Origin of the sequence: Pseudomonas furukawaii (genome assembly GCF_002355475.1) — a bacterium.
Lineage (GTDB): Bacteria > Pseudomonadota > Gammaproteobacteria > Pseudomonadales > Pseudomonadaceae > Metapseudomonas > Metapseudomonas furukawaii.
Window position 1 is genome coordinate 3880778 of sequence record NZ_AP014862.1, and the last position, 12919, is coordinate 3893696.

8 protein-coding genes and 9 tRNA genes are annotated in these 12919 nt (G+C 60.5%); 4 read left to right on the plus strand and 13 right to left on the minus strand.

Translation table 11 applies throughout. The annotated features are described in order from the left end of the window. Positions 1 to 97 precede the first annotated feature (97 nt). The 10 genes from KF707C_RS18045 to KF707C_RS18090 form a co-directional block, all read right to left on the minus strand. Positions 98 to 173, minus strand: a tRNA-Glu gene (locus KF707C_RS18045). A 60-nt stretch (positions 174 to 233) separates the two neighbouring features. After that, positions 234 to 309 (minus strand) — tRNA-Ala (locus KF707C_RS18050). 43 nt (positions 310 to 352) lie between these two features. Further along, positions 353 to 428: transfer RNA gene (locus KF707C_RS18055), tRNA-Glu, on the minus strand. A gap of 60 nt (positions 429 to 488) precedes the next feature. Next, positions 489 to 564, minus strand: a tRNA-Ala gene (locus KF707C_RS18060). A gap of 44 nt (positions 565 to 608) precedes the next feature. Further along, positions 609 to 684: transfer RNA gene (locus KF707C_RS18065), tRNA-Glu, on the minus strand. 63 nt (positions 685 to 747) lie between these two features. Beyond that, positions 748 to 823: transfer RNA gene (locus KF707C_RS18070), tRNA-Ala, on the minus strand. A gap of 44 nt (positions 824 to 867) precedes the next feature. Next, positions 868 to 943 (minus strand) — tRNA-Glu (locus KF707C_RS18075). A 39-nt stretch (positions 944 to 982) separates the two neighbouring features. Next, positions 983 to 1058 (minus strand) — tRNA-Ala (locus tag KF707C_RS18080). A gap of 144 nt (positions 1059 to 1202) precedes the next feature. Then, positions 1203 to 2684, minus strand: a complete 1482-nt coding sequence (gltX, locus tag KF707C_RS18085; protein WP_003449092.1) for a glutamate--tRNA ligase — start codon at positions 2682 to 2684, stop codon at positions 1203 to 1205. A gap of 24 nt (positions 2685 to 2708) precedes the next feature. Beyond that, positions 2709 to 3629, minus strand: a complete 921-nt coding sequence (locus KF707C_RS18090) for a LysR family transcriptional regulator (RefSeq protein WP_003449093.1) — start codon at positions 3627 to 3629, stop codon at positions 2709 to 2711. Positions 3630 to 3736: 107 nt separating this feature from the next. On the opposite strand from KF707C_RS18090, the gene KF707C_RS18095 reads away from it, so the two are divergent. Then, a complete protein-coding gene (locus KF707C_RS18095) occupies positions 3737 to 4783 on the plus strand; it encodes an HlyD family secretion protein (RefSeq protein ID WP_003449094.1) in 1047 nt (348 codons plus the stop codon). Continuing rightward, the gene (locus tag KF707C_RS18100) at positions 4773 to 6329 is read left to right on the plus strand and encodes an MDR family MFS transporter (RefSeq protein ID WP_036991514.1); all 1557 of its coding nucleotides are present in this window, start codon (positions 4773 to 4775) and stop codon (positions 6327 to 6329) included. Before KF707C_RS18095 ends, KF707C_RS18100 begins: the two co-directional genes overlap by 11 nt. Positions 6330 to 6395: 66 nt before the next feature. On the opposite strand, the gene uvrB is transcribed toward KF707C_RS18100, so the two are convergent. Continuing rightward, positions 6396 to 8411 (minus strand): excinuclease ABC subunit UvrB, encoded by a 2016-nt coding sequence (gene uvrB / locus KF707C_RS18105; RefSeq protein ID WP_003449099.1) that lies wholly within the window; start codon positions 8409 to 8411, stop codon positions 6396 to 6398. 185 nt (positions 8412 to 8596) lie between these two features. Here uvrB and KF707C_RS18110 point away from each other — a divergent pair, with 185 nt between their 5' ends. Together KF707C_RS18110 and KF707C_RS18115 are read left to right on the plus strand one after the other, a co-directional pair. Next, positions 8597 to 9793, plus strand: a complete 1197-nt coding sequence (locus tag KF707C_RS18110) for an amino acid aminotransferase (protein WP_003449104.1) — start codon at positions 8597 to 8599, stop codon at positions 9791 to 9793. A gap of 71 nt (positions 9794 to 9864) precedes the next feature. Further along, positions 9865 to 9940: transfer RNA gene (locus KF707C_RS18115), tRNA-Asn, on the plus strand. Positions 9941 to 10124: 184 nt separating this feature from the next. Here KF707C_RS18115 and KF707C_RS18120 read toward each other — a convergent pair. Both KF707C_RS18120 and KF707C_RS18125 read right to left on the minus strand, forming a co-directional pair. Further along, positions 10125 to 10445 carry a ComEA family DNA-binding protein gene (locus KF707C_RS18120; protein ID WP_036991516.1) on the minus strand — a complete coding sequence of 107 codons (321 nt, stop codon included), beginning with the start codon at positions 10443 to 10445 and terminating at the stop codon, positions 10125 to 10127. Positions 10446 to 10505: 60 nt separating this feature from the next. Beyond that, the gene (locus KF707C_RS18125) at positions 10506 to 12518 is read right to left on the minus strand and encodes a polysaccharide biosynthesis protein (protein WP_003449109.1); all 2013 of its coding nucleotides are present in this window, start codon (positions 12516 to 12518) and stop codon (positions 10506 to 10508) included. Between the last annotated feature and the right edge of the window lie 401 nt (positions 12519 to 12919).

The following is a 12919-nucleotide window of genomic DNA, read 5'->3' on the forward strand; positions in this document are numbered from 1 at the left end:
TCGTCAGCCGAAGGGATGGTTGGAAGATGGAAAAACAAAAGGGCCATTCCAGAGAGGAATGACCCTTGAAAAACCCGCATGGCGGGAAACTTGAATGTGGCGTCCCCTAGGGGACTCGAACCCCTGTTACCGCCGTGAAAGGGCGGTGTCCTAGGCCACTAGACGAAGGGGACAAGACCTTCTGTGAGCTGATCGCCGCTGGCGTACCCGCTCGGTGCGTGGCGCACCTTGATTGGTGGAGCTAGACGGGATCGAACCGTCGACCTCTTGCATGCCATGCAAGCGCTCTCCCAGCTGAGCTATAGCCCCGAAACCGCTTTCGGCTGCACCGAGTAACCGATGCGCTGGAATATGGCGTCCCCTAGGGGACTCGAACCCCTGTTACCGCCGTGAAAGGGCGGTGTCCTAGGCCACTAGACGAAGGGGACAAGACCTTCTGTGAGCTGATCGCCGCCGGCGTATCCGCTCGGTGCGTGGCGCACCTTGATTGGTGGAGCTAGACGGGATCGAACCGTCGACCTCTTGCATGCCATGCAAGCGCTCTCCCAGCTGAGCTATAGCCCCGAAACTGCTTTCGGCTGCACCGAGAAACCGATGCGGCTGGAATATGGCGTCCCCTAGGGGACTCGAACCCCTGTTACCGCCGTGAAAGGGCGGTGTCCTAGGCCACTAGACGAAGGGGACAGAACCTTCGAACAGCAGGGCCAGCACATGGCTGGCCCTGGTTGATGCACGAGGCATCGTATTTGGTGGAGCTAGACGGGATCGAACCGTCGACCTCTTGCATGCCATGCAAGCGCTCTCCCAGCTGAGCTATAGCCCCGAAACTGCTTTCGGCTGCACCGAGAAACCGATGCGGCTGGAATATGGCGTCCCCTAGGGGACTCGAACCCCTGTTACCGCCGTGAAAGGGCGGTGTCCTAGGCCACTAGACGAAGGGGACGAAACCTTCAAACCTTGACGCGACCCACTCTTGAAGGAGTGGTGGAGCTAGACGGGATCGAACCGTCGACCTCTTGCATGCCATGCAAGCGCTCTCCCAGCTGAGCTATAGCCCCGTCGCGAGGACGGGGCGCATATTAGGGGCGCCCCACCCCGCTGTCAACACAATTTTTTCTGCGGTTCGAAGTTTTTTATCTGGAAGAACAATCACTTACCCGCCACATGCCCGCGCAGCCGGAATGCGGCGCGGGCCGGCGACATCAGGCGATGGCGCCGAGGAGCTTCTCCCACTCCTTGGTTTCCTTCTTCGACACGCCACCGAGCAACTCGATAGCCTGGCGCAGGCGGAAACGACTGAGGTCCGCCCCAAGGATTTCCATGGCATCCAGCACCGAGACCGAACTGGCATGGCCGGTGATGGCCGGGAACATCAGCGGCATGACGTCACGCAGCTTGAGCCCCAGGTGCTCGGCGACCGCCTGGATGCACCCGGTGATGCGCTCCTTCTCCCACTGGCGCAGCGACTCGAGCTTCCAGAGCACCAGCTGCATGACCTGGCGGACCTGATCCGGGCTGAGCTTCTTGTGCTCGAACAGCTTCGCGTCCAGCGGCACGCCGCCGGAGAAGAAGAAGCCGGCCAGCGGGGCGATCTGGCTGAAGGTTTCCACCCGTCCCTGCACGTGGGGGGCGATTCGCATCAGGTACTCAGGATTAAGCGCCCATTTCTGCACCTCGGAGGCGAAGCGCTCCACCGGCAGTTCGCGGATCCACTGGCCGTTCAGCCAGGACAGCTTCTCCAGGTCGAAGATGGGGCCACCCAGGGAAACACGGGACAGGTCGAAGTGTTCGATCATCTCCGCCAGGGAGAACTTCTCCCGCTCGTCCGGCATGGACCAGCCCATGCGCCCCAGGTAATTGAGCATCGCTTCCGGGAGAAAGCCCATGCGCTCGTAGAAGGTGATGGACGTGGGATTCTTGCGCTTGGAGAGCTTGCTCTTGTCGGGGTTGCGCAGCAGCGGCATGTAGCAGAGCTTGGGCTGCTCCCAGCCGAAGTACTCGTACAACTTGATCAGCTTCGGCGCCGACGGCAGCCACTCCTCTCCGCGCAGGACGTGGGTGATGCCCATCAGGTGGTCATCCACCACGTTGGCAAGGAAGTAGGTGGGCAAACCGTCGGTCTTCATCAGGACCTGCATGTCCATGCGATCCCACGGGATCTCGACATCGCCACGGAGCATATCGGGCACCACGCAGACGCCTTCGCTCGGCACCTTCATGCGCACCACGTGCGGCTCGCCAGCGGCGATACGCTTCTCGGCCTCTTCCCGGTCGAGGTGCATGCAGTGACCGTCGTAGCGCGGGGTTTCCTTGCGCTCGGTCTGCTCGGCGCGCAGCTTGTCGAGGCGCTCGGCGGTGCAGAAGCAGGGGAAGGCATGGCCCTTGTCCACCAGCTCACGAGAATACTGCTTGTAGATCTCGCCACGTTCGCTCTGGCGATAGGGGCCATGGGGGCCTCCGACGTCCGGGCCTTCGTCCCACTCGATACCGAGCCAGCGCAGGGCGTCGAATATCTGCTGTTCGGACTCACGGGTCGAGCGCAACTGATCGGTATCTTCGATGCGCAGGATGAACTGACCGCCGTGCTGGCGCGCGAAACACAGGTTGAACAGGGCGATGTAGGCGGTGCCCACGTGCGGGTCACCGGTGGGCGACGGCGCGATACGGGTACGGACGGTGGTCATGGTGGTCTCGAAACTCTAGGTCGATCAAAGGCGCGATCTTATCAGGGTGGCCGCGCCCGGCTCCAGCAGATGGCCGTCCTGCAGCGGCAGGCTGCGCATCAGGAAGTCCAGGAAAGCCTTGACCTTCATCGCCTGGAATCGTCGTGACGGGTAGACGGCATAGATTTCCCCGACCGGTAATCGCGCTTGTGGCAATAGCTCCACCAGCTCGCCGGAGTGGACGGCATCCTCGGTGATCATCAGCGGCAGCGAGGCGATGCCGGCGCCACCGATCACCGCCTCGCGGGCGAAAGTGATGTTGTTGCATTGCAGCACCCACTGACAGGGCACGCTCTCACCCAGGATCGGCCAGTGCCTCGGGGAGTCCTGGGGTAGCAGCACCGCCCGGTGGCGTACCAGGTCAGCCACCGCCCGCGGGGTGCCATGGGCCGCCAGGTAAGCCGGGCTGGCACAGAGCCTGCGACCGTTTTCGAAGAGCTTGCGAGCGATCAGGGTGGAATCCTGTGGCTGGCCCACCAGGATGGCGATGTCGACCCCCTCCTCCAACGGATCCACGTTACGCGAGGTGATCTCCACTTCAGCGGTGATCTGCGGGTACTGACTCATGAAACTACCCAGGACCCGCCCGAGGAACAGCTGGCTGAACTCGATGGGCGCCGTCACCCGCAGCAGCCCTGAAGGCTCCTGCTGCAACTGCATCACCGCCTGCTCCGCCTCGGCGAAGTCCAGCATGATCTGCCGGCAGCGCTCGTAATAGGCCTGGCCCACTTCGGTCAGGCGCAACTTGCGGGTGGTGCGATTGAGGAGACGCACGCCCAGGCGCTCCTCCAGCAGGGCGATGCGCCGGCTCACGGTGGACTTCTGCATACCCAGGCTCTGAGCCGCCTGGGTAAAGCTGTGGCACTCCACCACCCGGGTGAAGATCAGCGCATCATCCAGCCCCATTATTGTTCCCCATCAGCAACAAAGTTTCCGAATTCTAGCGACTACTTGGGAACAGGGAACACTGATAGGCTCGCAACATTCTGCAAAAAATTCGAGCCCACCAAGCCATGCCTGTAAAAGTGCAACGCCGCCTCTTCATCTTCACGGCCCTCGTCGCCCTGGTGGCTGCCGGCCTCTTCACTCACTGGTTGCTCATCGGGCGCTTCGTCGAGGCCACAGACAACGCCTACGTCCAGGGCGAAATCACCCGCATCTCCAGCCAACTGGGCGCACGCATCGACGAAGTGCTGGTCAGCGACAACCAGCACGTCAAGAAGGGCGATCTACTGGTGCGACTGGAGGCCGATGACTTCAAACTGGCCCTGGAACGTGCTCGCGCCCAGTTGGCGACTCGCGAGGCGGAACTGTCCCAGGCGCGCAGCAAGCTCACTCAGCAATCCAGCCTGATCGCCGCCAGCCAGGCGGAAGTCGCCGCCAGCCAGGCCACCCTGGGCCGCGCGCAGATCGACCTGTCCCGCGCGCAGACACTGCGCAAACCGGGGTACGTTTCAGAGGAACGCGTCACCACCCTGTCCGCCGACTCCCGCGTGGCCCGCTCCCAGGTCGCCAAGGCCCAAGCCGACCTGAAGGCCCAGCGCCAACAGGTGGATGCGCTGAATGCCGAGATCAAGCGGCTGGATGCCCTGATCGCCAACGCCCGGGCCGACGTGGCCCAGGCCGAGATCAACCTTGGCCGCACCGAAGTACGCTCACCGGTGGATGGCCGGGTGGGGCAGCGCGCCGCCCGGAATGGCCAGTATGTCCAGGTGGGCGCACACCTGCTGTCGCTGGTTCCCGACGCCGACATCTGGGTCCAGGCCAACTTCAAGGAAACCCAGATCGAACACATGGAACCCGGCCAGGCCGCGGAGTTGGTGTTCGACAGTTTTCCCGACACCCCGATCCAGGGCCGCATCGATAGCCTGTTCGCCGCTTCAGGAGCCCAGTTCAGCCTGCTGCCGCCGGACAACGCCACCGGCAACTTCACCAAGGTCGTGCAACGCATCCCGGTGAAGCTGACGTTCTCCGCCGACAACCCACTCGCCGGCCGCATCCGCCCAGGCATGTCCGTCCTCGTCAAGGTGCACCTCAAGGCGGAGAGCCATGGCGGCTGACGACCTCCTCCGACCCAGCGGGGAACCGTCCCGAAGAGACTGGATCGCGGTGATGAGCGCCATGCTGGGCGCCTTCATGGCAGTGCTGGACATCCAGATCACCAACTCCTCCCTGAAGGATATCCAGGGCGCGCTTTCCGCCACCCTGGAGGAAGGCTCCTGGATCTCCACCTCCTATCTCGTGGCGGAGATCATCATGATCCCCCTCACCGCCTGGCTGGTGCAGTTGCTGTCCGCACGTCGCCTGGCCGTCTGGGTGTCCATTGGTTTCCTGCTCTCCTCCCTGCTCTGCTCCCTGGCCTGGAGCCTTGAGAGCATGATCCTGTTCCGGGCCATGCAGGGCTTCACCGGGGGCGCGCTTATCCCGCTGGCCTTCACCCTGACACTGATCAAGCTGCCCGAACATCATCGCGCCAAGGGCATGGCCCTGTTCGCCATCACTGCCACTTTCGCCCCCTCCATCGGCCCGACCCTGGGTGGCTGGCTGACGGAGAACTTCGGCTGGGAGTACATCTTCTATATCAACGTGCCCCCCGGCCTGCTGATGATCGCCGGCCTGATGTACGGCCTGGAGAAAAAACCCCCTCACTGGGAGCTGCTGAAGCGCACCGACTACGCCGGCATAGTGACCCTGGGCCTGGGCCTCGGCTGCCTGCAGGTGTTCCTGGAGGAAGGCCATCGAAAGGACTGGCTGGAGTCGCAGCTGATCGTCGGTCTGGGCAGCGTGGCGCTGGTGAGCCTGATCCTGTTCGTCATCCTCCAGGTTTCGCGCCCAAACCCGCTGATCAACCTGGGCATCCTGAAGAACCGCAACTTCGGCCTTTCCAGCATTTCCAGCGTGGGCCTGGGGATGGGCCTCTACGGCTCGATCTATGTGCTGCCGCTGTACCTGGCCCAGATCCAGGGTTACAACGCACTGCAGATCGGCGAGGTGATCATGTGGATGGGCGTTCCCCAGCTGTTTCTCATTCCGCTGGTACCCAAGCTGATGAAGGTGGTCCCACCCAAGCTCCTCTGCGCCCTGGGCTTTGGCCTGTTCGGCTACGCCAGCTTCGCGTCGGGGGTGCTCAACCCCGATTTTGCCGGCCCGCAGTTCAACCAGATCCAGATCATTCGCGCCCTCGGCCAGCCGCTGGTAATGGTGACGGTGTCATTGATCGCCACCGCCTACATCCAGCCTCAGGACGCCGGATCGGCTTCAAGCCTGTTCAACATCCTGCGCAACCTGGGCGGGGCCATCGGTATCGCCTTACTGGCCACCCTGCTGGATGCGAGAGCCAAGGTGTATTTCGACTACCTGCGTGAATCCCTGGTGCCCGGCAATCCCCAGGTAGCTGAACGCCTGGCATTGCTCACCGAGAAGCTGGGTAGCGAACAGGCGGCCCTCGCCAAGCTCAGCGAGATCGCCCACCAGCAGGCCAGCATCATGGCCTACAACGACGCGTTCCATTTCATCGGCATCGCCTTGGGCGTCAGCATGCTCGCCGTACTGCTCACCCGTGCCCTGCCCGTCGGCACTGCCGGCAACACTGCCGCCGCCCACTGAACCCAACGCCGGGATGAAGGAGCGCGACGCGGCCGGCGCTGAAACCTTCGCGCAAAAGGGCTGCCGTCACACCTTGAGCAGTCGCTCGCGCAACTTCTGGATCTCGTCGCGCATCTGCGCAGCCGCCTCGAACTCGAGATCGCGGGCCAGCTGGAACATCTTCTCTTCCATCTGACGGATACGCTTGGTGATCTCGTTCGGCGACTTGAGCTCCGCCTCGTAGCGAGCGCTTTCTTCAGCCACCTTGGCCATCGCCTTGCGCTTGTTGCTCCGGGAGCCCGGCACCGTGGCCCCCTCGAGAATATCCTGAATGTCCTTCTTGACGCCTTTCGGCACAATTCCATGGGCTTCGTTGAAGGCCACCTGCTTGGCGCGGCGACGCTCGGTCTCGCCGATCGCACGCTGCATCGAGCCGGTCATGTTGTCCGCGTAGAGGATCGCCTTGCCATTCAAGTTGCGCGCGGCACGACCGATGGTCTGGATCAGGGACCGCTCGGAACGCAGGAAACCCTCCTTATCGGCGTCGAGGATGGCCACCAGGGAAACCTCGGGCATATCAAGGCCTTCGCGCAGCAGGTTGATCCCAACCAGGACATCGAAGGCGCCGGTGCGCAGGTCCCGAATGATTTCCACCCGCTCCACCGTGTCGATGTCCGAGTGCAGGTAGCGCACCTTCACATCGTGGTCGGCCAGGTAGTCGGTGAGGTCCTCCGCCATGCGCTTGGTGAGCGTCGTCACCAGCACCCGTTCCTCGACGGCAACGCGCTTGCGAATCTCCGAAAGCAGGTCGTCCACCTGGGTAGTCGCTGGACGCACTTCCACTTCCGGGTCCACCAGCCCGGTGGGACGCACCACCTGCTCGACCACCCGGCCAGCGTGTTCGCCCTCGTAGGGACCGGGCGTGGCCGAGACGAAGATGGTCTGGGGACTGATTGCCTCCCACTCGTCAAAACGCAAAGGACGGTTGTCCAGCGCCGAAGGCAGACGGAAGCCGTACTCCACCAGGGTTTCCTTGCGTGAGCGGTCACCCTTGAACATCGCGCCAACCTGGGGAACGGTGACATGGGATTCGTCGATCACCAGCAGCGAGTTGGCTGGCAGATAATCGTAGAGCGTCGGCGGCGCCTCACCAGACGCACGGCCGGAGAGGTAGCGGGAATAGTTCTCGATGCCATTGCAATAACCCAGTTCGAGGATCATCTCCAGGTCGAAGCGGGTACGTTGCTCCAGGCGCTGGGCCTCTACCAGTTTGTTGGCGGCTCGCAGTTGCTCCAGGCGTTCCTTGAGCTCTTCCTTGATCTGGTCGACCGCCTCCAGCAGCACCTCGCGGGGGGTCACGTAGTGGCTCTTGGGATAGAAGGTGAAGCGCGGCAGCTTGCGAATGACCTCTCCCGTCAGGGGATCGAATGCAGCAAGGCTTTCCACTTCATCATCGAACAGTTCGACGCGGATCGCCTCCAGGTCGGATTCCGCCGGAAAGATATCGATCACGTCTCCGCGGACCCGGAAGGTGGCGCGCGCGAAGTCCATGTCGTTGCGGGTGTATTGCAGTTCCGCCAGACGGCGCAACAGCGTCCGCTGGTCCAGGCGGTCGCCCCGGTCGATGTGCAGCACCATTTTCAGGTAGGACGCCGGATCACCAAGGCCGTAGATCGAGGAGACCGTGGCGACGATGATGGCGTCGGACCGCTCCATCAGCGCCTTGGTCGCGGACAGGCGCATCTGCTCGATGTGGTCATTGATAGACGCGTCCTTCTCGATATAGGTATCGGAGGACGGAACGTAGGCTTCCGGCTGGTAGTAGTCGTAGTAGGAAACGAAATACTCGACCGCATTGTTCGGAAAGAAGGCCCGGAACTCACCGTAAAGCTGTGCGGCAAGTGTCTTGTTGGGAGCCAGGACCAAGGTCGGACGCTGCACCTGGGCGATGACATTGGCAATACTGAACGTCTTGCCGGAGCCGGTCACTCCCAGCAGCGTCTGGTGCGAAAGACCCGCCTCCAGCCCCTCCACCATCTGGCGAATGGCCTCCGGCTGGTCGCCGGCGGGCTTGAAGCGGGTGACGAGCTGGAACTCCGACATGCTGACCTCGACGTCTTGGATGTGACACCTCGGCGGGGCGGGCGTCATACCTGGAGGAAAGCCTGCGCGCGTTGTCGCCGCAGGCCGCCTGGGCCGCTATAATACCGGCCCGATTGCGCAACCCCTAGCGCACATCGTTCGGGGTTGCATCCCATCCTCACCCTCCTTCTCCGAGCTGCCGCATCATGAGTCTGTTTTCTGCCGTCGAAATGGCTCCGCGTGATCCTATCCTGGGTCTCAACGAAGCGTTCAACGCCGACACCCGTGCCAACAAGGTCAACCTGGGCGTGGGCGTCTACTACAACGAGCAAGGCCGTATCCCGCTCCTGCGCGCTGTAGCGGAAGCGGAAAAGGCCCGCATCGAAGCCCATGCACCCCGTGGCTACCTGCCGATCGAAGGCATTGCCGCCTATGACCAGGCCGTACAGAAACTGCTGTTCGGTGCCGATTCCGCCCTGCTGGCCGAAGGTCGCGTTGTGACCACCCAGGCCGTCGGCGGTACCGGTGCCCTGAAGACCGGCGCCGACTTCCTCAAGCGCCTGCTGCCGAATGCCGTCGTCGCCATCAGCGACCCGAGCTGGGAGAACCACCGCGCCCTGTTCGAGTCCGCCGGTTTCCCGGTACAGAACTACCGCTACTACGATGCCGCCACCAATGGCGTGAACCGTGCCGGCCTGCTGGAAGACCTCAAGGCCCTGCCGGCCCGCTCCATCGTCGTCCTGCATGCGTGCTGCCACAACCCCACCGGCGTGGACCTTGAACTCGAGGACTGGAAAGCCGTCCTGGAAGTCCTGCGCGAGCGCGAGCACGTACCCTTCCTCGATATTGCCTACCAGGGATTCGGCGCCGGCATCGATGAAGACGCCTTCGCTGTCCGCCTCTTCGCAGAATCCGGCCTGCAGTTCTTCGTCTCCAGCTCTTTCTCCAAATCCTTCTCCCTCTACGGCGAGCGCGTAGGCGCCCTGTCCGTGGTGACCAGTTCGAAGGAAGAAGCCGGCCGCGTCCTCTCCCAGGTCAAGCGCGTGATCCGCACCAACTACTCCAACCCGCCGACCCACGGCGCAACGGTAGTCGCCAGCGTGCTCAACAGCCCGGAACTGCGTGCCATGTGGGAAGCCGAACTGGGCGAAATGCGCACGCGCATCCACGCCATGCGCCTGGCCATGGTCGAGCAACTGGCTGCCCAGGGCGCCAAGCGCGACTTCAGCTTCGTAGCCCGCCAGCGTGGCATGTTCTCCTACTCCGGCCTCACCGCTGAGCAGGTTGAACGCCTGAAGAACGAGTTCGGTATCTACGCCGTCAGCACGGGCCGTATCTGCGTCGCCGCACTGAACAGCGGCAACCTGGAAAGCGTGACCCGCGCCATCGCCCAGGTGCTCTGAAAAAAGATAAGGAGAAGCTCAGGCAGATGCTTGACTTCTCCTTTCTAATCAGTAAGATACGCGACATCCGATCCGCGATAGCTCAGTCGGTAGAGCAAATGACTGTTAATCATTGGGTCCCTGGTTCGAGTCCAGGTCGCGGAGCCAAACAGAAAGCCCTCGGCACATGCCGGGGGCTTTTTCTTTGCGCACTGGACTCTCACCAGAGACTGCGACCCAGGTTATTCGGGACTTCATCCCCCCCTTTGGGGTCGCACTGAAGCGCGCTCTACGATTCAGCGCAACGAAAAAGCCGACCTCGCGAGGTCGGCTTGATTGGGCTCCTAACGCATCACTCGATGCTCAGCCTATCGCGGTTCTTCTCCAGGGTCTTGACCCCGATACCCTTGACCTCCAGCAGATCGTCCACCGATGAGAACGGGCCATTCTCCTCACGGTACTGGACGATCGCCCTGGCCTTGGCCTCTCCGATACCTACCATCCCATGCTGAAACGCTGCAGCATCGGCTGAGTTGATATTCAGCCTATCTGATGCAGGTGCCGTAGCTGCAGGCGCTACAGGCTCCGCCTTGGCGGCAACAACGGGCTGGGAGACCCCCAAACAGAGGGAGCACAGTACGAAAAACAGGGGGGAAAACAGATTACGAAGCATCACGAAGACTCCTTGTCATCACTGGAAAAGGGGCGGTACATCCTCGACCGCCCCTTCAAACTAGTGCCTGGAGCTTGTGGGCTCAATGCGACGCTGCTGATGGATCCAGTCCACGATTTCCTCTTCAGGGGTGTATCCATTTACCGTCTCGCGTAGGAGTTGACGCACACGGACATAATCATCCGCCTCTACCGCCGCAAATAGCTCCGCGAGCACCCGCTTGAACGCATCCCAAGGAAGATGCTCTTCACTCGCCCTCATAATCATCGGGTGCTCAGTCGGACTGACGTTGTCGCCAATCAGCAGCTCCTCGTAAAGCTTTTCACCCGGACGCAACCCAGTGAACTCGATGGCGATATCGCCATTGAGGTTCTTGTCCGAGCGCACAGTCAGACCAGAGAGATGAACCATCTTCTCCGCCAGCTCGGCGATCTTCACGGGCTGCCCCATATCCAGCACGAACACATCGCCACCCTGCCCCATCGAGCCAGCCTGGATAACCAGTTGCGCAGCCTCAGGAATAGTCATGAAGTAGCGGGTAATGTTGGGATGAGTGACCGTGACCGGCCCACCACGCTTGATCTGCTCGCGGAACAACGGGATGACAGAGCCGGAGGAGCCCAGCACGTTGCCGAAGCGGACCATGGTGAAGCGGGTCTTGTTAACACGATGCACAGCTTCGCTTTCGCCGAAGAGCACCGGAGCGGACTCGCAACTCAACGCTTGCAGGACCATTTCGGACAAGCGCTTGGTGCTCCCCATCACATTGGTAGGACGCACAGCTTTATCCGTGGAGATGAGTACAAAATTCTCCACACCCGCCTGCATAGCTGCCTGCGCCGTGAAAAGCGTCCCCATTACGTTATTCAGTACGCCCTCAGCGATATTGTGCTCGACAATTGGCACATGCTTATAGGCGGCAGCGTGATACACCGTATCAACGCTCCAAGTACGCATCACATCAAGCAACCTGCTTACATTTCGAACGGAGCCGAGTATGGGCACCAACCGGACGTTATACGACTCTCTCCTTACGCGCTGCTCCAACTCTATCTGAATGTTGTAAAGATTGAACTCACTGTGCTCGAACAATAACAAGGTTCGCGGCCCACAACTCAAGATCTGCCTGCATAGCTCAGACCCAATCGAACCGCCCGCACCAGTTACCATCACAACCTTGTCGCGAATGCAGCGTTCAAACAACTCCTTTCGAGGAGGCACAGCATCTCGACCTAGTAGATCAGCGATATCTACCTCTTGAATATCATCAACCTTGACTCGCCCACTGGCCAGATCCATAAACCCGGGAATGCTGCGCACATGAAGCGGATAGCCCTCAAGGGTGGAAAGGATTTCTCGCCGACGCCCTCGGGATGCGGAAGGAATTGCCAAAAGAACTTCCTGGGCCCCTGTCTGATCAATCATCTGCTGAATATGCTTGGGCTTGTAGACCTGCAGACCAGCGATAGTGCGAGTGGCGATACTGCTGTCATCATCAATGAATGCGACCGGACGCATCGCACGCCCCATACGCAGAGCAGCGACCAACTGGTTCCCTGCAGCCCCAGCACCATAGATAGCGACTCGCGGTAATCCGTCATCCCTCATCGAGAACGGTATCGCATGACTGGCAACATACCAGTCGCCTAGGAAGTACTGACGCATTGCAAGGCGTAGACCGCCGATCAGCACCAAGCTTAACCACCAGTAGTTGAAAACGACTGAACGAGGCACGTTTACCATTGGCTCGCGATGCCAGTACACGACAAGCGCCAGCAGCAATGCAGACAATGTCACCGCCTTGAAAATAGCGATCAATGCATCATTGCCAAAATAACGCATAACCGCTCTATACATACCAAAGCGAACAAAAATAGGCACCGCAACTACAGGCGCGACAGCAAAGAGCCAAGCGTGGGAAAAGACCGGGGCTAGCGGCGCTTCAACACCGAGGCGAACCAAAAAAGCCAACCACAAGGCCAACAAAACAAGAGCGATATCCGCCTGGACCTGAATCAGCCTTTTATATCGTCTCGGCAAACTCAATAGCCACTTACGCAAATCAATGGTCATCCCTTTCTCACCTCAAACCCCATCAACACTAAAAACATCGCATCCACTGCCGTAACCCGCCATCAAACAAGCAAACAACAATCCATAACCCTAAAAATAAGCTTTCGCAACTTAACCCCCGATCACTTCAATCACGACCAACACTCCAACCACAGCAGGTCAAAAATCACTCGCCACTCATATTTTTGACCACCAGAACCACTAAAGAATACACATCACTTCAATAAAAATTAAAAGTCTTACAACTCAACAGCAATCAACCAAATAAAAACCAGCCCCAGCAAACCCAACTTATTGGATTTTCCGCCCCAACATAGAAGCCTGAAATACCACCCAAAGAGACAATAAAACCAACTGCAAAATCTAAACAAAAATGCTATACAACTGAAACAACCAAAAGA